Here is a 25,513-nt window from a genome sequence, read left to right as displayed (position 1 = left end):
GTACACAGGCAGCCCGCCAGGCTTGCCTGATCAGCCTGCCAGCGCGGCTTTGACTGCCTGCGACACCAAAGCCATGTCGGCCTTGCCGGCCAGTTGGGTTTTGACCGCACCCATGACTTTGCCCATGTCGCCAGGTCCGGTTGCACCCAGTGTGCTGACGATCAAAGCCACAGCAGCGGTGATTTCATCGGCGCTCAGGCGTTGCGGCAAGTAGGCTTCCAGCACCTTGATTTCGTCACTTTCCTTGTCCGCCAGGTCTTGCCGTTGCGCTTGCACATAAGCGGCCACCGAGTCTTTGCGCTGTTTGATCAGCTTGTCCACGATGCCGACCAGCGCCGTGTCATCCACCACTACTCGCTCATCGACTTCTTTTTGTTTGACGGCCGCCAGCAACAGGCGGATGGTGCCCAGCCGGACGCTGTCTTTGGCACGCATGGCGGTTTTCATGTCTTCGGTGATCTGGTCTTTGAGGGACATGGTGGTGACTCCTGGTCAATTGTTTGGATGAAGGGTCTCGATACGCCAGAACGAAAAAAGCTCGCCTGGGCGTCCCCGGCGAGCTTGTCTGCAGGCTTGACAGCCCCGCTTGGTAGCAGGGATCAGTACAGCTTTTTGGGCAACTGCATGGCGCGGATGCGCTTGTAGTTGCGTTTGACTGCAGCAGCCTTCTTGCGTTTGCGCTCAGCAGTGGGCTTTTCATAAAACTCGCGTGCGCGCAAGTCAGTCAGCAGGCCCAGTTTTTCAATGGTGCGCTTGAAGCGGCGCAGCGCGACGTCAAAAGGCTCGTTTTCTTTAACACGAATGGTTGTCATGGAGTCAAATAATCCAAAAGGTGCAGACTTCAAAGTTTGGAAGATCGGGCCAAAAATTGATCTTGCGAATTTCTCCGCTTAAAAGTTGATCAGGCAGCGGAGTTTTGCCAGCAAAGCCAAGCATTATAGCGGTCTCTTTGGGGCTGGCAAGTGATTGTCGTGGTGTCTCTGCGACATCGGTTCAAATACATCTTTTTGAGAAGGACACTCAAGATGAAAGCGATCTGGAACGGTGCAGTGATTGCACAGAGCGACGATACCGTCATGGTGGAGGGCAACCACTATTTCCCGGCGAGCTCACTCAACCGGGAGTTTGTGCATTTCAGCAACCACAAAAGCTCCTGCGCCTGGAAAGGGCAGGCCAGTTATTACTCGTTGATGGTCAATGGCGAAATGAATCCGGATGCAGTCTGGTACTACCCCGACCCCAAACCAGAGGCTGACCAGGTGCGTGACCGGGTCGCCTTCTGGAAAGGTGTGAAGGTCACCGACTAGCTTGTCGGCTGAGCTTCACGTACCCGCTTCTCAGTGGGTGCTGCCTGGCTGGATGGCCACGTCCGGGTTGGCGCCACCGAGGCTTTTGAACAGGGTGACCTGGTTCTGCAAATACGCCAGGCGCGTTTGCACCAGAGACTGCTGGGTCGTGAACAGCGAGCGCTGGGCATCGAGCCAGTCGAGCTGGCTGGCCGCGCCGTTGTCAAACCGCAGCTTGGTCAGACGGGTGCGTTCACTCTCGGCTTTCAGCAACGCTTCACTCGATTGGAGCTGTTGCGCCAGGGTGTCCTGGCCAGCCAGAGCGTCGGCCACCTCGCGAAATGCGCTCTGGATGGTTTTTTCGTATTGCGCCACCGCGATGTCCCGTGCCGACTGTGCGATGTCCAAATTGGCCTGGTTTGCGCCAGCGTTGAAGATGGGCAACACCAGACTGGGCGCCATGGTCCAGCCCCAGGAGCCGCTCTTGAACAAACCCGAGAGTTCGCTACTGGCCGACCCGGCGCCCGCAGTGAGTGTGATGCGCGGGAAAAACGCAGCTCGCGCTGCACCAATGTTGGCGTTGCTGGCCAGCAAGCTTTGTTCGGCCTGGCGGATATCGGGGCGGTAGGTCAGCAGGTCGGACGGCAGCCCGCCGGGCAGGCTGGGGAACTGTTGGCTGTCGAGTTGGCCTTGGGCCAGCTGGTTGCGAGCGGTCTCAGGCAGACTTTGGCCCAGCAGCAGTGTCAGCGCGTTTTCGTCCTGCGCGCGTTTTTGCAGCTGTTGCGCCAGGGTAACGCGGGCACTTTCCAGCAGCGTTTGCGCCAGCCGCCAGTCCAGGTCAGACGCCGCACCGTGGCTGCGTTTGAGTTCGGTGAGTTTCAGAGACTCTTCTCGCGTGGCGAGGGTCTGGCGTGAGGTGCGCAGCAAATCTTCGTCAGCCAGCAGGCTCAGCCAGCTCTGCGCCACACTGGCCATCAGGCTAATCTGCACCGTTTTGGTGGCCTCGGAGGTGGCCAGATACTGGGCCAGGGCCTGTTCCTTGAGGCTGGCAACCCGGCCAAAAAAGTCCAGTTCGTAAGCGGTGAAGGTCAAGCCGCCGGTGTAGCTGCTGGTCATGTCACCGCTGCTGTTGGGCGTCCGCGAGCCGGTCACCGTGGCGTTGATGGCCGGAAACTGGTCAGCACGGCGCAGCCCCAGCTGGGCGCGGGCTTGTTCGATGTTGAGCACCGACACCCGCAGATCGCGGTTGTTGGCCAGTGCGGTGTGGATCAGCTGCTGTACCGTCTTATCGGTATAAAAGTCCTCCCAGCCCTTATTCCATAAGGGGTTGGTGCTTTGTTTTTCAGAGCGTTCTTTCGCCGCAGCTGAACTGGGCCACTGGGTGGCGATGGGTGCCGCAGGGCGCTCGTAGGTGGGGATCAGCGAGCACGCTGACAACACACTGGCGCAGGCCACCGAGATCACAGTTAACTTATTCATGCGAATGCACTCCCATGTGCGCGGCCTGTTCGGCATGCACCTGCTGCTGGCGTTCGCTGTCCTTGAACAGCGAGCGCACCACCACAAAAAAGATTGGAACAAACACCACCGCCAACGCTGTGCCGGTCAGGATGCCGCCGATCACGCCGGTACCGATGGCGCGTTGGCTCGCTGAGCCCGCACCACTGGAGATCGCCAGTGGCAACACCCCCAGCGTGAATGCCATCGAGGTCATCACAATCGGGCGAAAACGCAGGTGGGCCGCTTCCAAGGCGGCTGCAATCACGGATTTGCCTTGCGCCTGCAGGTCCTTGGCAAACTCGATGATCAGAATCGCGTTCTTGGCCGACAAGCCGATGATGGTGATCAGACCGACCTGGAAGTACACGTCATTGGCATAACTGCGCAGCAGGGTGGCTACGATCACCCCGAGCACGCCGAGTGGCACCACCAGGATGACGGACATGGGAATGCTCCAGCTTTCATACAGCGCGGCCAGGCACAAGAACACCGCCAGAATGGCAAAGGCGTAGAGGATCATGGCTTGTGAGCCGGCCAGTTTTTCCTCGCGTGAGGTACCGGTCCATTCAAAGCCAAAACCGGCTGGCAATTTGGCTGCAAGCTGCTCCATCTCGTTCAATGCGGCACCCGTGCTGTAGCCCGGTGCGGCACTGCCGCTGATGCGCATGGCCGGGTACCCGTTGTAGCGCACCGTCTGCATCGCGCCCTTCACCCAGCGGGTGCTGGCGAAAGCGGACAGTGGCACGGTCTGGCCCTTGTTGTTGGTGACATTGAGTTTGAGCAGATCGTCGGGTTGCATGCGTGCCATGGCATCAGCCTGCACCACCACCCGCTGCAGCCGACCGCTGTTGGGGAAGTCGTTGATATAGGCGGAGCCCAGCGCGGTGGAAATCAGGCTGTTGATGGCATCAAAACCAACCCCCAAGGCATTGGCCTTGTCGCGGTCAATGTCGACCTGCAGCTGGGGCGCGTCTTCCAGACCATCCGGGCGAACCTGGGTCAGCACCTTGCTTTGGGCCGCCATGCCCAGCAACTGGTTGCGCGCTGCCAGCAAGGCTTCATGTCCCTGGCTGCCGCGATCCTGCAGCCGGAAGCTGAAACCCGAGGAGGAGCCCAGTTCGGGAATGGGAGGTGGGCTCAAGGGGAAGATGAAGGCGTCGCGGATGCCTGACAGGGCGCCAAAAGCGCGACCGGCCAGCGCCTCGGCGGAGCTGCCTGGGCCTTTGCGTTCGGCCCAGTCTTTCAGGGTGACAAAAGCCAGTGCAGCGTTTTGTCCTTGCCCCGAGAAGCTGAAACCCAGCACACCCACCATGCTTTTGACCTCAGGCTGCTCCAGGATGAAACCTTCCACCTGTTGCATCACGGCCAGGGTGCGCTCCTGGGTGGCGCCGGGTGGCAGTTGCACGTTGATCAGCATACTGCCCTGGTCTTCGCTGGGCAGGAAGGAGGTCGGCAAACGGGTGTACATCACCGCCGCTGCGGCCAGAATTGCCAGATAAATCACCAGGTAACGCGCAGCACGTGGCAGGGTCTTGGCGACCCCGCGCTCATAGCCTTTGGCGGTGCTGGCAAAACCACGGTTGAACCAGCCAAAAAAGCCGCTCTTGGCGTGGTGGTGTCCGGCTTCCACCGGCTTGAGCAAGGTGGCACACAGGGCGGGTGTCAAGGACAGCGCCAGGAAGGACGAAAACGCAATCGACACCCCCATCACCGCCGAGAACTGGCGGTAGATGTTGCCAATTGACCCGCTGAAGAATGCCAACGGCACAAACACCGAGATCAGCACCACGGTCACGCCAATGATGGCGCCCTGGATCTGGCCCATCGCCTTGCGGGTTGCCAGCAAGGGGGATAAGCCTTCCTCACTCATGATGCGCTCAACGTTTTCCACCACCACGATGGCGTCATCCACCAGGATACCAATCACCAGCACCATGGCGAACATGGTCAGCACGTTGATTGAGAAACCCATGGCCAACATCGTGGCAAAGGTGCCCAACAGTGCCACCGGCACCACCAGGGTTGGAATCAGGGTGTAGCGCCAGTCCTGCAGGAACAAGAACATCACCAGGAACACCAGCACAATCGCTTCCACCAGGGTCTCGGCCACCTGGGCCAGCGAGGTTTGAATGAACAGCGAGCTGTCATAAGGAATCGACCAACTCATGCCCTTGGGGAAAAAGGTCTCCAACTGATGCATGCGGGCACGCACCGCTTTGGCCGTGGCCAAGGCGTTGCCGCTGGGGGAGAGTTGCACACCAATGCCGATGGCAGGTTTGCCGTTCAGACGGGCCGAGGTGGCGTAAGACTGACCGCCCAACTCGATGCGGGCCACGTCCTTGAGGCGCACCGTGGAGCCATCGGTGTTGGCGCGCAGAACAATGTTGCCAAACTGTGTTGCATTGGTGAGTTGGCCACTGACAAGCACGGTGGCCGCAATGCCTTGGCCTGCCACGTTGGGCAAGCTGCCGATTTCACCAGCGGAGACCTGGGCGTTTTGCGCCTTGATGGCAGCATTGACTTCAGCCGCAGACAGTTTGAAACCCACCAGTTTGGCCGGATCGATCCACACCCGCATGGCCCGTTCGGTACCAAACAACTGGGCCTGGCCAACCCCTGGCAGGCGCTGAATTTCGGGCACGATGGAGCGCGAGGCGTAGTCACCCAGCGCCACCGGGTCGAGGGCCGCGTCGTCCGAGGTCAGCATGGTGAACAACAGGAAGTTGTTGCGTGACTTGTCAACGCGAACACCCTGCTGGGTCACCGCAGACGGCAGGCGTGGTGTGGCGCGCGAGAGCCGGTTTTGCACATCCACCTGGGCCAGATCGGGGTTGGTGGATGGTTCAAAACTCAGCGTGATGGTGCCGGTACCGTTGGCTTGTGCGGTGGACTCCATGTAGATCAGGCCGGGCGAGCCATTCATCTCCTGCTCGACGATGGACAACACACTGTCTTCCATCGTTTGCGCCGAGGCGCCAGGGTAAGTGGCCGAGATCACGATCGACGGTGGGGCCACCGGCGGGTACTGGGCAATCGGCAACTGGGTGATGGACACCACGCCCATCACCATGATGAACAGGGCGATCACCCAGGCAAAGATCGGGCGGTCAATGAAAAATTTGGACATGGAAGGCGCTCCTTATTTCGCAGCGCCTGAGGCAGCATCAGCGGGGGCTGATGCGGCTTTTTCTGCTGAAGCTGCTGCCGCTGGCTGGCCAGCACCCGGCTTGCCCGCTGCGGGTGCGCCGGCTTGCCATGGCACTGGCTTGACCGGACCACCCCGCAATTTCTGGAAGCCGTCAACCATCACTTGCTCACCGGCCTGCAAACCACTCAACACCACCCACTGGCCGTTTTGCTGGCCACCAATCTTGATGGTGCGTGGTGCGGCTTTGCCCTGGGCGTCCACCACCATCACGGTGTCGCCTTGTGGGGAGCGGGTCACGGCTTGCTGGGGCAGGGTGATGGCATTGCCAGCCTGGGCTTGTTCGAGCCGGACACGCACAAACAGGCCGGGCAACAGCGCACCTTGTGGGTTGGGCACCTCGGCGCGCAGGGTGATCTGGCCACTGGTGGTGTCCACCGTCAGGTCAGAGAACAGCAGCTTGCCTGTCAGTGGGTAGTCGGTGCCGTCTTCGAGCACCACCCGGATGCTGGCCGCCTGTTTGCCGGCGCGTTTGAGTTGTCCGCTGTCCATGGCACGGCGCAAGGCCATGACCTCAGCCGCCGACTGCGTGAAATTCACATACATCGGGTTGATCTGTTGTACCACCGCCAACTCGGTCGCTTCACCCTGGCCGACCAAGGCACCTTCGGTCACCAAGGCGCGGCCAATGCGGCCAGAAATGGGGGAGGTGACATTGGCGTAACCGACATTGATGCGGGCGGTTTGTACCGCCGCCTTGGCCACGGCCACGTCCGCGTCGGCCTGCTTCTGGGACGCCTGGGCGTTGATGAATTCCTGCTGGCTGATGGCCTTGGCTTCAATCAAAGGTTTGTAACGTTCGGCCAGCGCACTGGCTTGGACCTGGTTGGCTTCAGCCTTGGCCACGTTGGCCAACGCACTGGCCAGTGTGGCCTCGTAGGGGCTGGCATCAATCTGGAACAAAGGCTGACCCGCCTTGACGTCGCTGCCTTCGGTGAACAGGCGTTTTTGCAGGATGCCTGCCGCACGGGCGCGCACCTGGGCCACACGCGAGGCCTCCAGCCTACCTGGCAGTTCGGTGGTCAAACCCACATCGCCGGGCGCCACGGTGACCACCCCCACTTCAGCCGGGGGCATGCCGCCGCCGGGGCCACCGGCCGCTGCCTCAGGTTTGCCCTGGCCACAGGCCGACAACAGAAGCACGGCGCTGACGACCAAGCTGCTGCAAGCGGTCCGGGTGAATCCGGGGGCGCCAAAACGCTGGCCAGGCAGGGTGCGAAATGGGGGAAGGACAGGGTGCATGGTGCGGGTCCAAAAGATAAGGGTTAACCCTAGATTCGGGTGGGAAGATGGATTTTTTCAGAATTATACATACAATGGTGAATGTAAATAAATCCCCTCTGAAAGCACATCACCATGGCTCGCCGGACCAAAGAAGACGCACAAACGACGCGTACTCAACTGATGGACGCTGCGCTGCACCTGTTCGCCAAGCAAGGTGTGTCGCGCACCTCTTTGCAAGACATCGCCCTCGCCGCAGGTGCCACCCGAGGTGCTATTTATTGGCACTTCAAGAACAAGGCTGACTTGTTCAACGCCCTGATGGACAGCGCCACCTTGCCCATGGAGCAGACCATGCAGCAGATCAGTGACGATGGCACCCAGGACCCTTTGCTGGAGTTGGAACGTGCCATCCTGTTGCCGATGCAGAGCATTGTGGATGATGAGCGGGTGCGCGCCACCTTCGAAATTGCCACGATGAAGGTGGAGTATGTCGAGGAATTGCTGGCCGTCAAGCAGCGCCATCTGCAGTGTTACACCGACAACACGCGTGAGTTGCAGCGCCGATTGCAGGAGGTCGCCACGCATCGTTCGGTGCGTTTGCCGATGTCGCCAACGGTGGCTGCTCAGGGGCTGCATTCCTTGATGGTGGGGCTAATTCACACCTGGATGCTGGCGCCCACCACCTTCGACTTGGTTGAGGTCGCGCGAGCGGCGGTGTCGGCCTACCTGGCCGGGCTCGGTCTGCCATTGCCGGGGGCCGTGCCAGAGACCATCGCCTAAACTCCTGGCTTATGGTGAAACAGTGTTGTGTTCTGGGGATCGAGTCCTCGTGTGATGAAACGGGCGTGGCCCTGGTCGACATGCCCGCGCAGGGCTTGCCGCTCTTGCTGGCGCATGCCCTGTACAGCCAGATCGAGATGCACCAGGCCTACGGCGGTGTGGTGCCCGAGCTGGCCAGCCGTGACCACATCCGCCGTGTGTTGCCGCTGACCCAGCAGGTACTGCGGGACGCGGGCCGCCAACTGGCTGATGTGGATGTGGTGGCGTTCACGCGCGGCCCCGGCTTGGCTGGTGCCTTGCTGGTGGGCGCTGGTGTGGCTTGTGCGCTGGCTGCTGCTTTGGGCAAACCGGTGCTGGGGGTACACCATTTGGAAGGGCATTTGTTGTCACCGTTTTTGAGTGTTGACCCGCCTGAGTTCCCCTTTGTGGCGTTGCTGGTGTCTGGCGGGCACAGCCAGTTGATGCGGGTGGATGGAGTCGGGTCGTACCAGATTCTGGGTGAGACGATTGACGACGCGGCGGGCGAGGCCTTTGACAAATCCGCCAAGCTGTTGGGCCTGGATTACCCGGGTGGGCAGGCGCTGTCCAAGCTGGCCGAGTCGGGCAATCCCAAAGCCTACAAATTGCCACGTCCCTTGTTACACAGCGGTGATCTGGACTTTTCTTTTGCTGGTTTAAAAACCGCAGTGATGGTGCAAACCAACAAATGTGCCCAAGTCAACAACTGTGCTGTGCAGGATTTGCCACCCACCGTGCTGGCTGATCTGGCCGCCTCCACCCAGGCTGCAATTGTGGAGGTGCTGGTCAAAAAATCACTCACCGCGTTGAAACAAACCGGGCTCAAACGCCTGGTGGTGGCTGGCGGTGTGGGCGCCAACCGGGAACTGCGTCAGCAGCTCAATGCCGAATGTGCCCGGCTCAAGACCCGGGTGCACTACCCTGAGTTGCATCTGTGCACCGACAACGGCGCCATGATTGCCATGGCGGCAGCGATGCGGCTGCAGTCCGGTCAGCAAACTGCCACCAACAACTACGCTTTTGACGTCAAACCACGCTGGCCTTTGGATGCCATTGGCGGCTGAGGTTTATATAAGAAATAGGCCTCTAGCCCTTTTTAAATAAGGGCATATAGCTATCGAAATTGAGTATTGTTGAAGTCTGCGGTGGTCAGGCCAAACCTTGATATCGCCTGTTTGGCCTGATCCGCAGGTGGCTCAGTGGATCACCAACTCGGTGACCCGGTTCACCGGTGCCACCTTGGCCAGTTTGAGTGTCAAGACGCCGTTTTCCAGCTTGGCCGCGCTTTGGCCCGCATCGATGTCCTGGGGTAACTCGCAGGCAAAGTGGTAGCTGCGCGGTGCACCTTCGGCGCTGGACAGGCGCACCACATTGCCTTCGATGCCCACCACCAACTGCTCGCGGCTGACGCCGGGCACATCGAATGACAGCGTGAAGGATTGCTCGTCTTGCTCGACCGCACTGGGGCGCTGACTGCGCACGGTCTGGTTCGGTTCTGCGAACACAAGGGGGGAGCGGGCGGCTGCGGCATAGAGTTGACGGCGTAAACCGGCGGGGGTGGCGGGTGTAAAGAACATGGGGTGACTCCTTGTAAACTGCGCGGCCTTCAGCACAAGAACGCCGCAAGACCCCTATCTGTGCTCGCACCCGCCACTTTCAAGAGAAATTTCCCGATGTTTATTGTTCTCACACGCGCCTTGAAATCCCTGGTCCTGGCCCTATGTCTGCCGGTTTTTGCCCTGGCCCAACCCAGCCCCGCACCGATCAAAATCGCCATGATTGAGGCGCTGAGTGGGCCGTTTGCCAACACCGGCGAGTCGGTCTACCGCAACCTGGCCTGGGCGGTGGAGCGGGTGAATGCGGCAGGTGGTGTCAAGCTGGGTGACAAGTCCAAGGGCGCACCGCTGCAAATCGACCGTTTTGACAGCAAGGGTCAGACCGAAGATGCGTTGACCGCGCTCAAGGCCGCCATTGACCAGGGTGCACGCGTGGTGACCCAGGGCAACTCTTCGGCGGTGGCAGCGGCGCTGATCGAGGCCATCAACAAACACAACGAACGCGAACCGGGCAAACGCGTGATTTTTCTGAACTACTCGGCGGTGGAGCCGACTCTGACCAACGAGAAATGCAGTTTCTGGCATTTCCGCTTTGACGCGCACGCTGATATGCGCATGAATGCACTGATGTCGGTGATCAAGGACGATGCCGCGCTCAAAAGTGTCTACATCATCGGCCAGGACTACAGCTTTGGACAGGCGGTGGCGCGTGAAGCACGCCGTCAGTTGACGCAGATGCGCCCAGACGTGCGCATTGTGGGTGACGAGTTACACGCCATTGGGCGCGTCAAGGACTTCATTCCCTATCTCACCAAAATCAAGGCCAGTGGCGCGCAGGCGGTCATCACCGGCAACTGGGGCAATGACCTGACGCTGCTGGTCAAGGCCGCCAAAGACGTGGGTTATGACGGTCGCTTCTACACGTTCTACGGCAATGCGCTGGGTGCGCCAGCCGCGATGGGTGAGGCCGGCATCGGCAAGGTGATTGCGGTGGCCGACTGGTTGCCCAATGTGCCCACGCCCCAGAGCGAGGCTTTTTACCAAGCCTTCCGCCAGCGCTTCCCCAACCCCGCCGACGACTATGTGCACATGCGCATGCAACTCATGGTGCAGGCACTGGTGCAGGCTTTGGAAGCCGCAGGGACTACGGATTCTGTAGCTGTAGCCACACAGCTGGAAAGGGCTAGAGTCACTTTTTATGCCCAAAGCGGCGCCATGCGGGCGAGTGACCACCAATTTCAGCAGTCTTTGGTGGTGGGGCTGATGGAGCGCAAGGGCTTGCCCGGTGTCAAATTTGATGTGGAAGGCTCGGGTTACGGCTTTCGCGTGATCAAGACACTGAGCGCGGCTGAGGCCGAACAAGCCACGACTTGCCGCATGGTGCGGCCCTGAGCTGGGCCCAGGCGACTCCCCGGCCCGCCAGCCTAGTTGAACCCGCAGTTGGTACCTCAGGACTGAGCGGGTTATACTCCAAGGCTCTGCACATGTGGCAGAAGTCGCACGTCAGGGGCAGTTCCAGCGCCTGACGCAAGTTGTTTACTCTCAGGAAAAAGCATGATCGCATCCGAAATCAAAGCCACTGTTGTCAAAGACAACGCACGTTCCGCCGGTGATACCGGTAGCCCCGAAGTTCAGGTCGCCCTGCTCACAGCGCGTATCAATGAACTGACTCCCCACTTCAAGCTGCATGCCAAAGACCACCATGGTCGCCGTGGTCTGTTGCGTATGGTGAGCCGCCGCCGCAAGCTGCTGGACTACCTCAAGGGCAAAGATGCTGACCGTTATGTGGCGCTGATCGCCAAGCTGGGTCTGCGTAAATAATTGCGCTGGTAAAAAATATCGAAGCGCCTGAGTTAGGTCACTAGCTCAGGCGTTTTTTACTTCGGAGACGGCAAATACACGAGCGAAGCTGTGTCATTCCAAAGCCGGTCACCCTGAAATGAGGTGGGGTTCTGGAATGGCATCGTGTTCTGTATGGCAGTTTCTGGGCTTCGGTGGGGTGGCCTGCATCCCCCAAATACTCAGGAGATAACAAATGACGATGTTCCAAAAAGTTAGCAAAACCTTCCAATGGGGTCAACATACTGTCACCATGGAAACTGGCGAAATCGCCCGCCAATCCAGCGGTGCGGTCAAGCTCGACATGGACGGCACCGTGGTGCTGGCCACCGTGGTCGCTAAGACCGAAGGCAAGGCCGGTCAGGATTTTTTCCCTTTGACTGTTGATTACCTGGAAAAGTCTTATGCCGCAGGTCGTATCCCCGGCAGCTTTTTCAAGCGTGAAGGCCGCCCCAGCGAATTTGAAACCTTGACCAGCCGCCTGATCGACCGTCCGATCCGCCCGCTGTTTCCTGAAGGTTTCTTTAATGAAGTGCACGTGGTGGTACACACCCTGTCACTCAACCCCGAAGTGGACGCCGACATCGCCGCCATGATTGCTGTCAGCGCTGCGCTGTCGATCAGCGGTGTGCCGTTCAGTGGCCCGATTGGTGCCGCCCGTGTGGGTTATGTCAACGGCGAATATGTACTCAACCCTGGCCAAACCGCACGCAAGAATTCCACCATGGACTTGGTGGTGGCAGGTACCGAATCCGCCGTGTTGATGGTTGAATCTGAAGCCGACCAACTGTCTGAAGACATCATGCTCGGCGCCGTGGTCTTTGGCCACACCCAGGGTGCGATTGCCATCAATGCCATCCACGAACTCGTGCGTGACGCTGGCAAGCCGGTTTGGGACTGGAAACCTGCCGCCAAGGACGAAGCACTGATCGCCAAGATCGACGGTCTGGCCAAAGACAAGCTGGTCGCCGCTTACCAGATCCGCAACAAACAAGCCCGTACCCAAGCCTGCCGTGCTGCCTATGCTGAAGTCATGGCTGCTCTGAAAGAAGAGGGCGTGGCTTTTGATGCAGTGGCCATCGAAGGTCTGTTGTTCGAGATTGAAGCCAAGATCGTGCGTGGCCAGATTCTGGCAGGTGAACCCCGTATCGACGGCCGTGACACCCGCACCGTGCGCGCCATCGAAATCCGCAACGGCGTGTTGCCCCGTACCCACGGCTCGGCCCTGTTCACCCGTGGTGAAACCCAGGCGCTGGTGGTGACCACGCTCGGTACCGAGCGTGATGCCCAACGCGTTGACTCGCTGGCTGGTGACTACGAAGACCGCTTCATGCTGCACTACAACATGCCTCCCTTCGCCACCGGCGAAACCGGCCGTGTTGGCACCCCCAAACGCCGCGAAATCGGCCATGGCCGTCTGGCCAAGCGTGCACTCGTTGCTGTCTTGCCGAACAAGGAAGACTTCCCCTACACCATGCGTGTGGTGTCTGAAGTGACCGAATCCAACGGTTCTTCTTCAATGGCTTCGGTCTGTGGTGGCTGCCTGTCCTTGATGGACGCTGGTGTGCCTTTGAAGGCGCATGTGGCCGGTATCGCCATGGGCCTGATCAAGGACGACAACCGTTTTGCGGTGCTGACCGACATCTTGGGTGACGAAGATCACCTGGGCGACATGGACTTCAAGGTCGCTGGTACCACCAACGGCATCACCGCGCTGCAGATGGACATCAAGATCCAGGGCATCACCAAGGAAATCATGCAAGTTGCTTTGGCCCAAGCCAAAGAAGCGCGCATGCACATCCTGGGCAAGATGGTGGAAGCCATGGGCGAGGCCAAGACCGAAGTTTCCAACTTCGCGCCGCGCCTGTTCACGATGAAGATCAACCCCGAGAAGATCCGTGATGTGATCGGCAAGGGCGGCGCGGTGATCCGTGCGCTGACCGAAGAAACCGGCACCCAGATCAACATCGACGAAGACGGCACCATTACCATCGCATCGGCTGACCCGGCCAAGGCCGAAGAAGCCAAACGCCGCATCGAGCAGATCACCGCCGAAGTCGAAATCGGCAAGGTCTACGAAGGCCCTGTGGTCAAGATTCTTGACTTTGGTGCATTGATCAACCTCTTGCCCGGCAAGGACGGTCTGTTGCACATCAGCCAGATCGCCCATGAACGTGTCGAGAAGGTCACCGACTATTTGGCAGAAGGCCAGATCGTCAAGGTCAAGGTCATGGAAACCGACGAAAAAGGCCGCATCAAGCTGTCGATGAAAGCCTTGTTGGAACGTCCTGCCCAAACCGGCGCGGACAACCGGGCCTGAGAGTTATCAAGTTGATAGCTGCTAGCCCTTATTGAATAAGGGCTAGAGGCCAAAATGACCATGAAAACGATTGAAATCACCGGCTTCGGCGGCCCCGATGTGATGCATCTGGGTGAGCGGCCCGTGTCTGTTGCGGGTCCGGGGGAATTGCTTATCCGTGTGGCAGCCAGTGGTGTCAATCGTCCCGATGTGTTGCAGCGCCAGGGACACTACCCGGTGCCGCCGGGAGCTTCGGACATTCTGGGGCTCGAAGTGGCTGGCACCATCGAAGCGGGCGACCTGCTTGAGCTGGCTGCGGCTGGATTCCAGCTGGGTGATCGTGTGTGTGCACTGGTGGCGGGTGGCGGTTATGCAGAGTACTGCGTGGCGCCTATTGCCCAATGTCTGCCGGTGCCTGCGGGCCTGACGAACGTCGAGGCGGCGAGCCTGCCCGAGACGTTTTTCACGGTCTGGAGCAACCTGATGGAGCGTGCGCGCCTGCAGCCCGGTGAAACCGTGCTGATCCAGGGTGGCTCCAGCGGTATTGGTGTCACCGCCATCCAGCTGGCCAAATGGGCTGGTGCGCGGGTGTTTGTGACGGCGGGCAGTGCTGAAAAATGTGAGGCGTGTCTTGCCTTGGGGGCGGATGCCGCCATCAACTACAAGACACAAGATTTCCAGGAAGAAGTGTCGCGCCTGACCGATGGTCAAGGTGTGGACGTTATTCTGGACATTGTCGCCGGGGCTTATGTGGCCAAAGAGGTTCAATGCCTCAAGGATGATGGGCGTCTTGCTATTATTTCTATACAAGGCGGTACCCGCAGCGAGTTCAATGCCGGTCTGGTTCTGCGCAAACGCCTGACCATCACGGGTTCTACCTTGCGGCCACGGCCGGTGGCTTTCAAAGCCGCCATAGCCAAAGCCTGTCTGAAAAACGTCTGGCCAGCGCTGGCTGACGGACGGATCAAGCCGGTGATCTACCGGTCGTTGGCGGCGGCCGATGTGGCGGCGGCACATGCCTTGATGGAATCGAGCCAGCACGTTGGAAAAATTGTTTTGACTTGGGGAAAAACATCATGAAAAAACTGATTGCAGGTAATTGGAAGATGAACGGCAGCCTGGCTGCCAATGACAAGCTGCTCAAAGACATCCTCGCCGGTCTGGGTCAAGCCAGCTGCGAGGTGGCTGTGGGTGTGCCAGCGGTCTACTTGTCGCAGTGCCAGGCCTTGTTGGCGGGCACCAAGATTGACCTGGCATCGCAAGACATCTCGGCGCATGAAGGTGGTGCCTACACCGGTGAAACCTCGGCTGCCATGCTCAAGGAGTTTGGTGTGCGTTACGCCATCGTGGGCCATTCCGAGCGTCGCCAATACCATGGCGAAACCGATGAGGTGGTGGCACTGAAGGCGCAGCGCGCACTGAGCAGTGGTATTACTCCGATTGTGTGCGTGGGTGAGACACTGGCTGAGCGTGAAGCAGGCAAAACGGATGAGGTGGTCAAGCGACAGTTGGCTGCGGTGATCCACGCCAACGGGCCGTGTATCAGCGAAGTGGTGGTGGCGTATGAGCCGGTCTGGGCCATTGGCACCGGCAAGACGGCAACGCCGGAGCAGGCGCAGCAGGTGCACGCGGTGTTGCGGGCCCAGTTGAAGGCTGCTTCCGAACACGCCGACCGCATCAAACTGCTGTACGGCGGCAGCATGAACGCGGCCAACGCGGCGTCGCTGCTAGCGCAACCCGATATTGACGGTGGTCTGATTGGCGGCGCCGCCCTCAAAGCCCCGGATTTTTTAACGATTATTGCTGCAGCCGCTTGATAGATAAGCGCTGGTAGCTATTGAATGAGGAGTAAGGTATGAATGTTTTGTTGACGATTTTGCTGGCGGTGCAGATGCTGTCTGCGCTGGTGATGGTGGGTTTGATTCTGGTGCAGCATGGCAAGGGTGCTGACATGGGCGCAGCGTTTGGCAGCGGTGGCTCAGGTAGCCTGTTTGGGGCCAGTGGCAGCGCCAATTTCCTGTCGCGCACCACCGCCGTGTTAGCCACGGTGTTTTTTATCAGCACCTTGGGACTGGCGTATTTTGGGTCGGCTCGCCCGGCTGCCAGCTCTGGCAGTGTTCTTGAAAATGCAGCCCTGGTTGCGCCAGCGCCCGCAGCGGCAATCCCGGCCGTTCCGGCATCTGGTGCAGCACAAATTCCATCGAAGTAAGTCGAAGTAATTGACTTTCGAAATATACTCTTACCCCAGGAGAACGAGGATTTCAGGGTAAACTCCCGCTTGCTTCTACAGACTTAACAAACATCAAGGTTTGTGTCTTTTAGAAGATCTAAATTGCCGTCGTGGTGGAATTGGTAGACACGCTATCTTGAGGTGGTAGTGGCGACAGCTGTGCGAGTTCGAGTCTCGCCGACGGCACCAGATAAACAACTCTGAGCACATGCAAATGTGCTGGAGACACAAGCAGACAATTCCTTATGATGAACCTCGGTCAGTACCTCCCGGTACTCTTGTTTATCCTGCTGGGTATCGCCATCGGGGTACTCCCTCAGGTGATTGGCTACGTTTTGGGTCCCAATCGACCCGATGCGGCCAAAAATTCCCCTTATGAATGCGGCTTTGAGGCATTCGGTGACGCCCGAATGACCTTTGACGTCCGTTATTACCTGATTGCCATTCTCTTTATCCTGTTTGATCTGGAAACGGCGCTCCTGTTTCCATGGGCGGTCACGCTCAGGGAATTGGGTCTGTATGGCTTCATGGTCGGTTTGGAAATTGTGACCATTCTGACGATTGGCTTTGTGTACATGTGGCTTAAAGGCGCCCTGGATTGGGAGTAAGTCAATGATTGAAGGTGTTCTCAAAGAGGGGTTTGTCACGACGACGTATGACAGCGTCGTCAACTGGGCCAAGACGGGTTCGGTCTGGCCAATGACCTTTGGTCTGGCTTGTTGTGCGGTCGAAATGATGCATGCAGCCGCCGCTCGGTACGACATCAGTCGCTTTGGTGCGGAGGTGTTTCGGCCCAGTCCGCGTCAGTCTGACTTGATCATTGTGGCGGGCACCTTGACCAACAAGATGGCGCCAGCTTTTCGCAAGGTGTATGACCAGATGGCCGAGCCGCGCTGGGTGATCAGTATGGGCTCGTGCGCCAACGGAGGCGGTTATTACCACTACAGTTATTCGGTGGTGCGTGGTTGTGATCGTATTGTGCCGGTCGATATCTATGTGCCGGGCTGCCCGCCGACGGCGGAAGCACTGGTGTACGGCATCATCCAGTTGCAGAGCAAAATCCGGCGCACCCAAACGATCGCGCGCACGTAAAGGGATAGTCATGACGGTATATGCGGTAAATCTTCAGACGCTCCAGGCGCAGGTTGGAGAGGCTTTGGGTGCGCTGGTTCAGAGCAGCATCGTCAAATGGGGTGAGTTGACCTTGGTGGTGAAGGCGGCTGACTACCATCAGGTGGCCAATACGCTGCGTGATCACCCTGCCTGCCAATTTGAGCAGCTGATTGATTTGTGTGGTGTGGACTATTCAACCTACAGGGATGAGCCGCAGACCGGGCTGCGGTTTTGTGTGGTCTTGCATCTGTTGTCGGTGAGCTTGAACCAGCGGGTTCGACTCAAGGTATTCGCCAGCGACGATGATGCGCCGGTGATCCGTTCGGTGTGTGATGTCTGGAGTGCAGCCAACTGGTTCGAGCGCGAGGCTTTTGACCTCTATGGCATAGTGTTTGAAGGTCATGACGATCTTCGGCGGATCTTGACGGATTACGGTTTTATCGGACATCCATTCCGCAAGGATTTTCCCTTGTCCGGGCATGTTGAGATGCGTTATGACGCCGAGCAGCGGCGTGTGGTGTATCAGCCTGTGACGATTGAGCCGCGCGAGATCACGCCGCGCATCATCCGCGAAGAGAACTATGGAGGCCTGCCGCAGGCGCAGTAAGTTATGGCGGACATTAAAAACTACACCCTGAATTTTGGCCCTCAGCACCCGGCAGCGCATGGCGTTTTGCGTCTGGTGCTGGAACTCGATGGTGAGGTGATCCAGCGTGCCGACCCCCATATCGGTCTGCTGCACCGCGCCACCGAAAAGCTGGCAGAAAACAAGACGTTTTTGCAGACATTGCCCTACATGGATCGTCTGGACTACATGTCCATGATGTGTAACGAGCAGGCCTACTGCTTGGTCATCGAGAAGATGTTGGGACTGGAAGTGCCGCTGCGTGCCCAGTACATCCGGGTGATGTTTGCCGAAATCACCCGTTTGCTCAACCATTTGTTGTGGGTGGGCGCGCATGCCATCGACTGCGGCGCCATGACGGTCATGCTGTATGCCTTCCGCGAACGTGAGGATTTGCTGGATGCGTATGAGGCGGTGAGTGGCGCACGTATGCATGCCGCGTACTTCCGCCCGGGCGGTGTTTACCGTGATCTGCCCGATACGATGCCGCAGCATGCGCCCAACAAGATTCGCAGTGCCAAATCTACCCAGGCGCTCAACCGCAACCGGGGCGGCAGTCTGCTGGATTTCATCGATGACTTTACCCAGCGTTTTCCGACGTATCTGGGTGAGTACCACACACTGCTGACGGAAAATCGGATCTGGAAGCAGCGCACCGTTGGTATTGGCGTTGTGACGCCAGAGCGGGCCTTGAATCTTGGGTTTACCGGCCCGATGTTGCGTGGCTCCGGCATTGCCTGGGACTTGCGCAAACAACAGCCCTATGAGGTCTACGATCGGCTGGATTTCGACATTCCGGTGGGCAAAACCGGAGATACCTACGACCGCTATCTGGTGCGTATGGAAGAGATGAAACAGTCCAATCACATCATCAAACAATGTGTGGACTGGTTGCGTGTCAACCCCGGTCCGGTCATCACAGACAACCACAAGATTGCACCGCCCGATCGGGAATCCATGAAAACCAACATGGAAGACCTGATTCACCACTTCAAACTGTTCACCGAGGGTTTCGCCGTCCCGGAAGGGGAGGCCTACTCGGCCATCGAGCACCCCAAGGGGGAGTTTGGTATCTACATGGTCAGTGACGGTGCCAACAAACCTTACCGCATGAAAATCCGTCCGCCGGCCTTTGTGCATCTGGCTGCCCTCAACGAGATGGGCAAGGGCCACATGATTGCTGACGCGGTGGCGATCATCGGCACCATGGACATTGTGTTTGGGGAAGTTGACCGATGATTTCAGAAAAGTCTCTCGCAGCCTTTGCCAAAGAGGTTGCCAAATATCCTTTCGAGCAGCGTCAGTCTGCTGTCATGGCCTGCCTGCAAATCATCCAGCAGGAACAAGGGTTTGTCAGTCCTGAGAGTGAGAGCCTGGTGGCCGACTACCTGGGCATGGCGCCCATGGCCGTGCATGAAGTCACCAGCTTCTACAACATGTACAACCAAAAGGCGGTGGGCAAATACAAGCTCAATGTTTGCACCAACCTGCCATGCCAGTTGCGCTATGGTGCACACGCCTTAACGCATTTGAAAGAAAAACTTGGCATTGATGCCAACCAGACCACACCAGATGGGCTGTTCACGCTGCAAGAGTGTGAGTGTCTGGGCGCTTGCGCCGATGCGCCAGTGATGCTGGTCAACGACACCAACATGTGCAGTTTCATGACCGATGACAAGTTGGACCAGTTGGTGGACGGTCTGCGTTCAATGGAGGTGAAGTCATGAGTGTTGACAGCTTCCTGGCGCAGTTCCAGTCAACCGGTGTGCAAACCTGCTTCCATAACCGGCATATCAGCCCGCAAATTCTGGCCAATCTCAATGGCACCAACTGGCGTCTGAAAGATTACGAAGCGCGTGGTGGTTACCAAGCCTTGCGCCAGGTGCTGGGGCTGGATGGTGGTGCTGGCTTGACACAAGACCAGGTGATTGCCACGGTCAAGGAGTCCGGTCTGCGTGGGCGTGGTGGTGCCGGTTTTCCGACTGGACTCAAGTGGAGTTTCATGCCGCGTCAGTTTCCGGGTCAGAAGTATCTGGTGTGTAACTCGGATGAAGGTGAGCCCGGTACCTGCAAAGACCGTGACATCATGGAATTCAATCCGCATATCGTGATTGAGGGCATGATCATTGCCGCCTACGCCATGGGTATTTCCGTGGGATACAACTACATTCACGGCGAAATTTTTCATACCTACCGGCGCTTCGAAGAAGCGTTGGAAGAGGCCCGGGCTGCCGGGCTGCTGGGTAACAACATCCTCGGCACCAGCTTCAGTTTTCAGTTGCATGCAGCGCACGGATTCGGCGCTTACATCTGTGGTGAAGAAACGGGTTTGCTGGAGTCGCTGGAGGGCAAAAAAGGCCAGCCACGCTTCAAGCCGCCGTTCCCGGCCAGTTTTGGTCTGTACGGCAAGCCAACCACCATCAACAACACCGAAACCTTTGGTGCTGTGCCGTGGATCATTCGCAACGGGGGCAAAGCTTATCTGGAATCTGGCAAGCCCAACAATGGTGGCACCAAGATTTACTCGGTGAGTGGTGACGTGGAGTTGCCAGGCAACTATGAAGTCCCCATGGGAACCTCGTTTGCCACATTGCTGGAGTTGGCTGGTGGTGTGCGATCCGGGCGCAAACTCAAGGCGGTGATTCCAGGCGGGTCGTCGTCACCGGTGTTGCCAGCCCACATCATGATGGACTGCACGATGGACTACGACTCCATCGCCAAGGCTGGCTCGATGCTGGGCTCGGGTGCTGTCATCGTGATGGACGATTCACGCTGCATGGTCAAGAGTTTGCAGCGACTCAGCTATTTCTACATGCACGAGTCTTGTGGACAGTGCACGCCTTGCCGGGAAGGCACAGGCTGGATGTCACGTGTAGTGGATCGTATTGAAAATGGCTTTGGCCGTGATGCAGACCTGGCTCTGTTGAATTCTGTGGCAGAAGACATTCAGGGGCGCACGATTTGTGCACTGGGCGACGCTGCAGCCATGCCGGTGCGGGCCATGCTCAAGCATTACATGCCTGAATTTGAATACCACATTGCACACAAAACCTGCATGGTTCCCGCATACGTTTGAGTGAGCACCAGATGATTGAAATTGAACTCGACGGTCAAAAAGTAGCCATTGAACAGGGCAGCACTGTGATGCATGCTGCTGAAAAGGTGGGGACCTACATCCCTCACTTTTGTTACCACAAGAAGCTCAGCATCGCGGCGAGTTGCCGCATGTGCCTGGTCGACATTGAAAAAATGCCCAAACCCATGCCGGCCTGCGCCACCTCGGTGACGCAAGGCATGGTGGTGCGTACCAAATCCGACAAAGCCATCAAGGCGCAGCAGTCGGTAATGGAGTTTTTGCTGATCAATCACCCTCTGGATTGCCCCATTTGTGACCAAGGGGGTGAGTGCCAACTGCAAGATCTGGCCGTTGGGTATGGTGGTACCACTTCCCGTTACGAAGAAGAAAAGCGGGTCGTGCCTGTGAAGGACGTTGGCCCTTTGATCTCCATGCAGGAAATGGCGCGCTGTATCCATTGCACCCGTTGTGTGCGTTTTGGACAGGAGATTGCCGGCGCCATGGAATTGGGGATGTCACACCGTGGTGAACACGCCGAAATTGAAACCTTTGGTGGCAAGACGATCGATTCCGAATTGTCGGGAAACATGATCGACATCTGTCCTGTCGGCGCCTTGACCAGCAAACCGTTCCGTTACAGCGCGCGGACCTGGGAGTTGTCGCGTCGCAAATCCATCAGCCCGCATGACTCCACCGGTGCCAATCTGATTGTGCAGGTCAAGAACAACAAGGTCTTGCGGGTGGTGCCTCTGGAGAATGAAGCAATCAACGAATGCTGGATTGCTGACCGTGACCGCTTTTCTTACGAGGCACTGAACGGTCCGGACCGGCTGACCAGCCCCATGATCAAACAAGGCGGGCAATGGCATGAGGTTGATTGGAAGACCGCGCTGGAGTATGTTGCCCATGGGCTGAAGAGCATCCAGACCGACCATGGCGCCAATGCCATTGGTGCCTTGGTCAGCCCGCACAGTACGCTTGAGGAACTATACCTCGCTGGCGCTTTGGTGCGTGGTCTGGGCAGTGACAATATTGATTACCGACTTCGTCATGCCCAGTTCGAGACGGGTCAGCCTGGTGCTCGCTACTTGGGATTGCCGATTGTCAACTTGTCGACTTTGCAAAGTGTTCTGGTGATCGGCTCCAATCTGCGCAAGGACCATCCATTGTTTGCCCAGCGTGTGCGCCAAGCCGTCAAGCTGGGTTGTGCCGTTCATGTGGTGACAGCGAGCCCCGTCGATTGGGGTATGCCGGTCGCCACGACATGCACGGCTCCAAGCGCTGGCTGGGTGCAGACGCTGGCCGATATCGCGGCTGCTGTGGCGCTTGAAAAGCAGATCCATGCACCGCAGAGTGGTCAGGCGACCGATGCGGCACGCGCCGTGGCGCTCTCCTTGCTCGGAGGCGAGCGTCGAGCCGTTTTGTTGGGCAATGCGGCGGCACATCACCCCCAGGCCAGCGAGTTGTTGGCCTTGGCCAACTGGATTGGAGAGAACACTGGTGCGACGGTGGGGTACCTGACCGAAGCAGCCAATACCGTTGGTGCGCAGTTTGTGGGAGCTATGCCAGGGACCGGTGGGCTTCATGCCGGTCAAATGCTGGCAGGAGGCCTGAAGGCCGTCATGTTGCTCAATACCGAGCCGCAGTTTGACAGTGCCGGTGGGAAATCCGCAGTGGCGGCTCTGGCCCAATGTCAGATGGTCGTGACATTGAGTCCGTTCAAGACCAATCTGGACTGCAGTGATGTGCTGTTGCCAATTGCCCCATTTACAGAAACTTCCGGAACCTTTGTGAACGCCGAAGGGCGGGCGCAGAGTTTTCATGCGGTGGTTAAACCCTTGGGTGAGACACGCCCTGCCTGGAAAGTGTTCCGAGCGTTGGCCAATATCCTGGAGCTGCCTGGCTTTGATGCAGAGTCGTCTCAGGAGGTTTTGAAACAGATCTTGGCCGACGCTGCTGGTGTAGTTGCTGCGTTTGTGCCTGCAGCGCGTCTCGGCAACGCGAATGCGCAGGCCGCAGTGTCTGGCTCTGGGATGACGCAACCCTGTGTGGCCAGCATTTACCAACTTGATGGCATCGTGCGCCGGGCTCCAGCTCTGCAAAGTACGGCAGATGCCAAACTCGCTGAGACCCAGGAGGTACCAGCATGATTGATCAGATTTATTCTGGCGGCCTCGGTCTTGTATCTGCTGCCTGGTGGGTGGACATCGTTTGGCCAATGGTGTGGGCTTTGATGAAAATCATCCCAGTTTTGATGATTGTGATGGGTGCTGTGACTTACGCCACCCTCTGGGAGCGCAAGTTGCTGGGTTGGGTGCAGATCCGGATTGGCCCCAATCGTGTCGGTCCATGGGGCCTGTTGCAGCCGATTGCCGATGCCTTAAAACTGATGACCAAGGAAATTGTCAGGCCCGCTGCCTCGGACAAGTTTCTCTTTTATCTGGGACCTGTTCTGACGGTTGCTCCCGCTTTGACGGCTTGGGCTGTGGTGCCATTTGGCCCGGAGATTGCGGTTGCCAACCTGAATGCGGGTCTGTTGTTTCTGATGGCGATTGCATCTTTGGAAGTGTATGGTGTGATCATTTCCGGATGGTCTTCGAACTCCAAATATGCCTTCCTGGGCGCATTGCGTGCCTCGGCCCAAATGGTGAGTTATGAAATTGCCATGGGTTTTTGCTTCCTGATCGTCTTGATGGTGTCAAATAGTTTGAATATGACCGACATCGTCATGGGTCAAAGCAAGGGGCAGTTCTCCCAAATGGGATGGCATTTCCTGTCTTGGAACTGGTTGCCTCTGCTGCCGATTGTGGTGGTTTATTTCGTATCCGGTCTGGCTGAAACCAACCGCACCCCTTTCGACGTGATTGAAGGGGAGTCTGAAATTGTGGCTGGGCACATGGTGGAGTACTCCGGCATGTCGTGGGCGATGTTCCAGATGGCTGAGTACGCCAGCATTTGGTTGATCTCCATCCTCAGCGTCACCATGTTTTTTGGCGGTTGGTTGCCGCCCATTGAAGCTTTGAGCTGGATTCCAGGCTGGATCTGGCTCGGGCTCAAGACCTTTGCCGTGATGACAGTATTTATCTGGGTGCGCGTCACTTTCCCGCGCTTTCGTTATGACCAGATCATGCGCTTGGGCTGGAAGGTGTTTATTCCGGTGACTTTGGTGTGGCTGGTGGTGATTGGTGTCTGGATGCAGACCCCATGGAACATTTGGAAGTAATGTGAGTCGCTTATGTCAACCCCTACTTTGAGTACCAGTAAAAGTTCGTCCGTGAATGCCTTTTTTTTATCGGACTTTCTCTCGAGTTTCTTTTTGACCGAGCTTTTCAAAGGCATGCGGCTTACGGGTAAATACGCTTTTAAAAGCAAAATCACACTGGAATACCCAGAAGAAAAAACGCCTTTGTCACCGCGTTTTCGTGGCCTGCATGCCTTGCGCCGTTATGAGACGGGTGAGGAGCGTTGTATCGCTTGCAAGCTGTGTGAGGCGGTTTGCCCCGCTATGGCGATCACGATTGAATCCGAAGAGCGAGCAGATGGTTCCCGTCGCACAACACGTTACGACATTGATTTGACCAAGTGCATTTTTTGTGGCTTTTGCGAAGAAAGCTGCCCGGTGGATTCCATTGTGGAAACGAATATTTTGGAGTACCACGGGGAGGAGCGGGGGGACTTGTACTTCACCAAGGAGATGCTGCTGGCCGTGGGTGACCGTTATGAGCCCGAAATTGCCGCCAGTAAATTGGCTGATGCCAAATACCGTTGATCCGTCGTAAGAAAGAAACCGAATCATGAGTGTCACGACTGGTCTGTTTTACCTGTTTTCTGCCATCTTGCTGGCTGCTGCCTTTCGGGTCATCACCACACGTAACCCGGTACATGCTGTTTTGTACTTGGTGCTCACTTTTTTCCAAGCCTCAATGATCTGGATGTTGCTCAAGGCTGAGTTTTTGTCGCTGACCTTGGTACTGGTTTATGTCGGGGCGGTAATGGTCTTGTTTTTGTTTGTGGTGATGATGCTGGATGTCAACACGGAGGAAATGCGTAAAGGTTTCTGGAAGCATTTCCCGCTGGCGGCTGTGTTGGGTATCTTGATCGTCGTCGAAATGTCAGCGGTATTGTTGGGTGGTTTTCAGGTCGCCGATGCGCCGACGGCCGCAAGTGTGGTGGCCAGTGCCGGTGCTGAGCTGTCTAACAGCAAGCAACTGGGTAAGCTGCTTTACACCCAATACATCTATCCGCTCGAAGTCGCAACCGCCATTTTGCTGGTTGGCATGATTGCGGCGGTTGCACTGACCTTGCGACAGCGCAAAGACAGCAAAGCCATTGACCCGGCCGCGCAAGTTCGGGTTCGGGCCAAGGACCGGATGACCGTGGTGAAGATGGCGGCTACCCAGCCCGCCTTGCCTGTTGATGCGGTCGAAGCACCATCTGTGGAGAACAAAGCATGACGTTGACCTTGGGCCACTTCTTGACGCTGGGCGCTGTTCTGTTTGCGCTCTCGGTCATTGGCATCTTTTTGAACCGCAAGAACCTGATCGTTTTGCTGATGGCCGTTGAGTTGATGTTGCTGGCTGTCAACACCAACTTCATCGCCTTCTCGCACTATCTGGGTGATCTGCATGGACAGATTTTTGTGTTTTTCATTCTGACAGTTGCTGCCGCCGAATCTGCTATTGGTTTGGCCATTCTGGTGGTGCTGTTCCGGAACAAATCCAACATCAATGTGGACGAACTTGATTCGTTGAAGGGGTAACAG

The 25,513-nt window shown here is 57.7% G+C and carries 26 protein-coding genes and 1 tRNA gene; 21 read left to right on the top strand and 6 right to left on the bottom strand.

The features are described 5' to 3' along the window. Positions 1 to 30: 30 nt before the first annotated feature. Positions 31 to 477, bottom strand: a complete 447-nt coding sequence (locus tag FDG13_RS19375) for a GatB/YqeY domain-containing protein (RefSeq protein WP_180132303.1) — start codon at positions 475 to 477, stop codon at positions 31 to 33. Between the two features lie 122 nt (positions 478 to 599). After that, on the bottom strand, positions 600 to 812 hold the full coding sequence (gene rpsU, locus FDG13_RS19370) for a 30S ribosomal protein S21 (RefSeq protein WP_078363905.1): 213 nt from the start codon (positions 810 to 812) through the stop codon (positions 600 to 602). Between the two features lie 213 nt (positions 813 to 1,025). Here rpsU and FDG13_RS19365 point away from each other — a divergent pair, with 213 nt between their 5' ends. After that, positions 1,026 to 1,307: a DUF427 domain-containing protein gene (locus FDG13_RS19365; RefSeq protein ID WP_180132302.1), complete on the top strand. Its 282-nt coding sequence runs from the start codon at positions 1,026 to 1,028 to the stop codon at positions 1,305 to 1,307. Between the two features lie 30 nt (positions 1,308 to 1,337). Here the strand turns inward: FDG13_RS19365 and FDG13_RS19360 are convergent, their stop codons facing one another. The 3 genes from FDG13_RS19360 to FDG13_RS19350 are packed head-to-tail and all read right to left on the bottom strand — an operon-like array spanning position 1,338 to position 7,233. Continuing rightward, positions 1,338 to 2,765 carry an efflux transporter outer membrane subunit gene (locus FDG13_RS19360; RefSeq protein WP_180132301.1) on the bottom strand — a complete coding sequence of 476 codons (1,428 nt, stop codon included), beginning with the start codon at positions 2,763 to 2,765 and terminating at the stop codon, positions 1,338 to 1,340. Continuing rightward, entirely contained in the window at positions 2,758 to 5,913 is a 3,156-nt protein-coding gene (locus FDG13_RS19355) for an efflux RND transporter permease subunit (RefSeq protein ID WP_180132300.1), read from the bottom strand. Before FDG13_RS19355 ends, FDG13_RS19360 begins: the two co-directional genes overlap by 8 nt. A gap of 12 nt (positions 5,914 to 5,925) precedes the next feature. After that, positions 5,926 to 7,233, bottom strand: a complete 1,308-nt coding sequence (locus tag FDG13_RS19350) for an efflux RND transporter periplasmic adaptor subunit (protein ID WP_180132299.1) — start codon at positions 7,231 to 7,233, stop codon at positions 5,926 to 5,928. Between the two features lie 114 nt (positions 7,234 to 7,347). Between FDG13_RS19350 and FDG13_RS19345 the strand changes: the two genes are divergently transcribed. Both FDG13_RS19345 and tsaD read left to right on the top strand, forming a co-directional pair. Next, positions 7,348 to 7,995, top strand: a complete 648-nt coding sequence (locus tag FDG13_RS19345; protein ID WP_180132298.1) for a TetR family transcriptional regulator — start codon at positions 7,348 to 7,350, stop codon at positions 7,993 to 7,995. Positions 7,996 to 8,006: 11 nt separating this feature from the next. Next, the gene (tsaD, locus tag FDG13_RS19340) at positions 8,007 to 9,077 is read left to right on the top strand and encodes a tRNA (adenosine(37)-N6)-threonylcarbamoyltransferase complex transferase subunit TsaD (protein WP_180132297.1); all 1,071 of its coding nucleotides are present in this window, start codon (positions 8,007 to 8,009) and stop codon (positions 9,075 to 9,077) included. 132 nt (positions 9,078 to 9,209) lie between these two features. Here the strand turns inward: tsaD and FDG13_RS19335 are convergent, their stop codons facing one another. Continuing rightward, a complete protein-coding gene (locus FDG13_RS19335) occupies positions 9,210 to 9,590 on the bottom strand; it encodes an Hsp20/alpha crystallin family protein (protein WP_180132296.1) in 381 nt (126 codons plus the stop codon). A gap of 96 nt (positions 9,591 to 9,686) precedes the next feature. Between FDG13_RS19335 and FDG13_RS19330 the strand changes: the two genes are divergently transcribed. The 18 genes from FDG13_RS19330 (at position 9,687) to nuoK (ending at position 25,510) form a co-directional block, all read left to right on the top strand. Next, positions 9,687 to 10,961 carry a branched-chain amino acid ABC transporter substrate-binding protein gene (locus tag FDG13_RS19330; protein WP_180132295.1) on the top strand — a complete coding sequence of 425 codons (1,275 nt, stop codon included), beginning with the start codon at positions 9,687 to 9,689 and terminating at the stop codon, positions 10,959 to 10,961. Positions 10,962 to 11,123: 162 nt separating this feature from the next. Further along, positions 11,124 to 11,390: a 30S ribosomal protein S15 gene (gene rpsO / locus FDG13_RS19325; protein WP_180132294.1), complete on the top strand. Its 267-nt coding sequence runs from the start codon at positions 11,124 to 11,126 to the stop codon at positions 11,388 to 11,390. 214 nt (positions 11,391 to 11,604) lie between these two features. Continuing rightward, entirely contained in the window at positions 11,605 to 13,728 is a 2,124-nt protein-coding gene (gene pnp / locus FDG13_RS19320; RefSeq protein WP_180132293.1) for a polyribonucleotide nucleotidyltransferase, read from the top strand. A 60-nt stretch (positions 13,729 to 13,788) separates the two neighbouring features. Continuing rightward, entirely contained in the window at positions 13,789 to 14,787 is a 999-nt protein-coding gene (locus tag FDG13_RS19315; RefSeq protein WP_180132292.1) for an NAD(P)H-quinone oxidoreductase, read from the top strand. After that, positions 14,784 to 15,524 (top strand): triose-phosphate isomerase, encoded by a 741-nt coding sequence (gene tpiA / locus FDG13_RS19310; RefSeq protein ID WP_180132291.1) that lies wholly within the window; start codon positions 14,784 to 14,786, stop codon positions 15,522 to 15,524. The genes FDG13_RS19315 and tpiA overlap by 4 nt, the downstream gene beginning before the upstream one ends. A gap of 38 nt (positions 15,525 to 15,562) precedes the next feature. Next, positions 15,563 to 15,916 carry a preprotein translocase subunit SecG gene (gene secG, locus FDG13_RS19305; RefSeq protein WP_180132290.1) on the top strand — a complete coding sequence of 118 codons (354 nt, stop codon included), beginning with the start codon at positions 15,563 to 15,565 and terminating at the stop codon, positions 15,914 to 15,916. Between the two features lie 125 nt (positions 15,917 to 16,041). Further along, positions 16,042 to 16,126: transfer RNA gene (locus tag FDG13_RS19300), tRNA-Leu, on the top strand. 59 nt (positions 16,127 to 16,185) lie between these two features. Further along, positions 16,186 to 16,545, top strand: a complete 360-nt coding sequence (locus tag FDG13_RS19295; RefSeq protein ID WP_180132587.1) for an NADH-quinone oxidoreductase subunit A — start codon at positions 16,186 to 16,188, stop codon at positions 16,543 to 16,545. Between the two features lie 4 nt (positions 16,546 to 16,549). Continuing rightward, positions 16,550 to 17,029 carry an NADH-quinone oxidoreductase subunit B family protein gene (locus FDG13_RS19290; RefSeq protein WP_180132289.1) on the top strand — a complete coding sequence of 160 codons (480 nt, stop codon included), beginning with the start codon at positions 16,550 to 16,552 and terminating at the stop codon, positions 17,027 to 17,029. Positions 17,030 to 17,039: 10 nt separating this feature from the next. Beyond that, entirely contained in the window at positions 17,040 to 17,657 is a 618-nt protein-coding gene (locus FDG13_RS19285) for an NADH-quinone oxidoreductase subunit C (protein WP_180132288.1), read from the top strand. 3 nt (positions 17,658 to 17,660) lie between these two features. Then, complete coding sequence (locus tag FDG13_RS19280) at positions 17,661 to 18,914, top strand: NADH-quinone oxidoreductase subunit D (RefSeq protein WP_180132287.1); 1,254 nt, start codon at positions 17,661 to 17,663, stop codon at positions 18,912 to 18,914. Next, the gene (gene nuoE, locus FDG13_RS19275) at positions 18,911 to 19,402 is read left to right on the top strand and encodes an NADH-quinone oxidoreductase subunit NuoE (RefSeq protein ID WP_180132286.1); all 492 of its coding nucleotides are present in this window, start codon (positions 18,911 to 18,913) and stop codon (positions 19,400 to 19,402) included. Before FDG13_RS19280 ends, nuoE begins: the two co-directional genes overlap by 4 nt. Continuing rightward, positions 19,399 to 20,751 carry an NADH-quinone oxidoreductase subunit NuoF gene (gene nuoF / locus FDG13_RS19270; RefSeq protein WP_180132285.1) on the top strand — a complete coding sequence of 451 codons (1,353 nt, stop codon included), beginning with the start codon at positions 19,399 to 19,401 and terminating at the stop codon, positions 20,749 to 20,751. The genes nuoE and nuoF overlap by 4 nt, the downstream gene beginning before the upstream one ends. 11 nt (positions 20,752 to 20,762) lie before the next feature. Then, positions 20,763 to 22,901, top strand: coding sequence for an NADH-quinone oxidoreductase subunit NuoG (gene nuoG, locus FDG13_RS19265; protein WP_180132284.1), 2,139 nt, complete (start codon positions 20,763 to 20,765; stop codon positions 22,899 to 22,901). Continuing rightward, a complete protein-coding gene (gene nuoH / locus FDG13_RS19260) occupies positions 22,898 to 23,974 on the top strand; it encodes an NADH-quinone oxidoreductase subunit NuoH (protein ID WP_180132283.1) in 1,077 nt (358 codons plus the stop codon). Before nuoG ends, nuoH begins: the two co-directional genes overlap by 4 nt. A 12-nt stretch (positions 23,975 to 23,986) precedes the next feature. Then, positions 23,987 to 24,520 carry an NADH-quinone oxidoreductase subunit NuoI gene (gene nuoI / locus FDG13_RS19255; protein ID WP_180132282.1) on the top strand — a complete coding sequence of 178 codons (534 nt, stop codon included), beginning with the start codon at positions 23,987 to 23,989 and terminating at the stop codon, positions 24,518 to 24,520. A gap of 25 nt (positions 24,521 to 24,545) precedes the next feature. Beyond that, positions 24,546 to 25,205, top strand: coding sequence for an NADH-quinone oxidoreductase subunit J (locus FDG13_RS19250; protein WP_180132281.1), 660 nt, complete (start codon positions 24,546 to 24,548; stop codon positions 25,203 to 25,205). Next, positions 25,202 to 25,510, top strand: a complete 309-nt coding sequence (gene nuoK, locus FDG13_RS19245; protein ID WP_078363882.1) for an NADH-quinone oxidoreductase subunit NuoK — start codon at positions 25,202 to 25,204, stop codon at positions 25,508 to 25,510. Before FDG13_RS19250 ends, nuoK begins: the two co-directional genes overlap by 4 nt. Positions 25,511 to 25,513 lie beyond the last annotated feature (3 nt).

The sequence above is a fragment of the Rhodoferax sp. BLA1 genome (assembly GCF_013416775.1).
In the GTDB taxonomy this organism is placed as follows: Bacteria; Pseudomonadota; Gammaproteobacteria; order Burkholderiales; family Burkholderiaceae_C; genus Rhodoferax.
Note: the sequence above shows the minus strand (reverse complement) of the source record. Positions and strands in the feature narration are given on the sequence as shown.

Coding starts and splice junctions, on each gene's coding strand:
- FDG13_RS19375 (WP_180132303.1), bottom strand. CDS start 477: ATGTCCCTCAAAGACCAGATCACCGAAGACATGAAAACCGCCATGCGT.
- rpsU (WP_078363905.1), bottom strand. CDS start 812: ATGACAACCATTCGTGTTAAAGAAAACGAGCCTTTTGACGTCGCGCTG.
- FDG13_RS19365 (WP_180132302.1), top strand. CDS start 1,026: ATGAAAGCGATCTGGAACGGTGCAGTGATTGCACAGAGCGACGATACC.
- FDG13_RS19360 (WP_180132301.1), bottom strand. CDS start 2,765: ATGAATAAGTTAACTGTGATCTCGGTGGCCTGCGCCAGTGTGTTGTCA.
- FDG13_RS19355 (WP_180132300.1), bottom strand. CDS start 5,913: ATGTCCAAATTTTTCATTGACCGCCCGATCTTTGCCTGGGTGATCGCC.
- FDG13_RS19350 (WP_180132299.1), bottom strand. CDS start 7,233: ATGCACCCTGTCCTTCCCCCATTTCGCACCCTGCCTGGCCAGCGTTTT.
- FDG13_RS19345 (WP_180132298.1), top strand. CDS start 7,348: ATGGCTCGCCGGACCAAAGAAGACGCACAAACGACGCGTACTCAACTG.
- tsaD (WP_180132297.1), top strand. CDS start 8,007: ATGGTGAAACAGTGTTGTGTTCTGGGGATCGAGTCCTCGTGTGATGAA.
- FDG13_RS19335 (WP_180132296.1), bottom strand. CDS start 9,590: ATGTTCTTTACACCCGCCACCCCCGCCGGTTTACGCCGTCAACTCTAT.
- FDG13_RS19330 (WP_180132295.1), top strand. CDS start 9,687: ATGTTTATTGTTCTCACACGCGCCTTGAAATCCCTGGTCCTGGCCCTA.
- rpsO (WP_180132294.1), top strand. CDS start 11,124: ATGATCGCATCCGAAATCAAAGCCACTGTTGTCAAAGACAACGCACGT.
- pnp (WP_180132293.1), top strand. CDS start 11,605: ATGACGATGTTCCAAAAAGTTAGCAAAACCTTCCAATGGGGTCAACAT.
- FDG13_RS19315 (WP_180132292.1), top strand. CDS start 13,789: ATGAAAACGATTGAAATCACCGGCTTCGGCGGCCCCGATGTGATGCAT.
- tpiA (WP_180132291.1), top strand. CDS start 14,784: ATGAAAAAACTGATTGCAGGTAATTGGAAGATGAACGGCAGCCTGGCT.
- secG (WP_180132290.1), top strand. CDS start 15,563: ATGAATGTTTTGTTGACGATTTTGCTGGCGGTGCAGATGCTGTCTGCG.
- FDG13_RS19295 (WP_180132587.1), top strand. CDS start 16,186: ATGAACCTCGGTCAGTACCTCCCGGTACTCTTGTTTATCCTGCTGGGT.
- FDG13_RS19290 (WP_180132289.1), top strand. CDS start 16,550: ATGATTGAAGGTGTTCTCAAAGAGGGGTTTGTCACGACGACGTATGAC.
- FDG13_RS19285 (WP_180132288.1), top strand. CDS start 17,040: ATGACGGTATATGCGGTAAATCTTCAGACGCTCCAGGCGCAGGTTGGA.
- FDG13_RS19280 (WP_180132287.1), top strand. CDS start 17,661: ATGGCGGACATTAAAAACTACACCCTGAATTTTGGCCCTCAGCACCCG.
- nuoE (WP_180132286.1), top strand. CDS start 18,911: ATGATTTCAGAAAAGTCTCTCGCAGCCTTTGCCAAAGAGGTTGCCAAA.
- nuoF (WP_180132285.1), top strand. CDS start 19,399: ATGAGTGTTGACAGCTTCCTGGCGCAGTTCCAGTCAACCGGTGTGCAA.
- nuoG (WP_180132284.1), top strand. CDS start 20,763: ATGATTGAAATTGAACTCGACGGTCAAAAAGTAGCCATTGAACAGGGC.
- nuoH (WP_180132283.1), top strand. CDS start 22,898: ATGATTGATCAGATTTATTCTGGCGGCCTCGGTCTTGTATCTGCTGCC.
- nuoI (WP_180132282.1), top strand. CDS start 23,987: ATGTCAACCCCTACTTTGAGTACCAGTAAAAGTTCGTCCGTGAATGCC.
- FDG13_RS19250 (WP_180132281.1), top strand. CDS start 24,546: ATGAGTGTCACGACTGGTCTGTTTTACCTGTTTTCTGCCATCTTGCTG.
- nuoK (WP_078363882.1), top strand. CDS start 25,202: ATGACGTTGACCTTGGGCCACTTCTTGACGCTGGGCGCTGTTCTGTTT.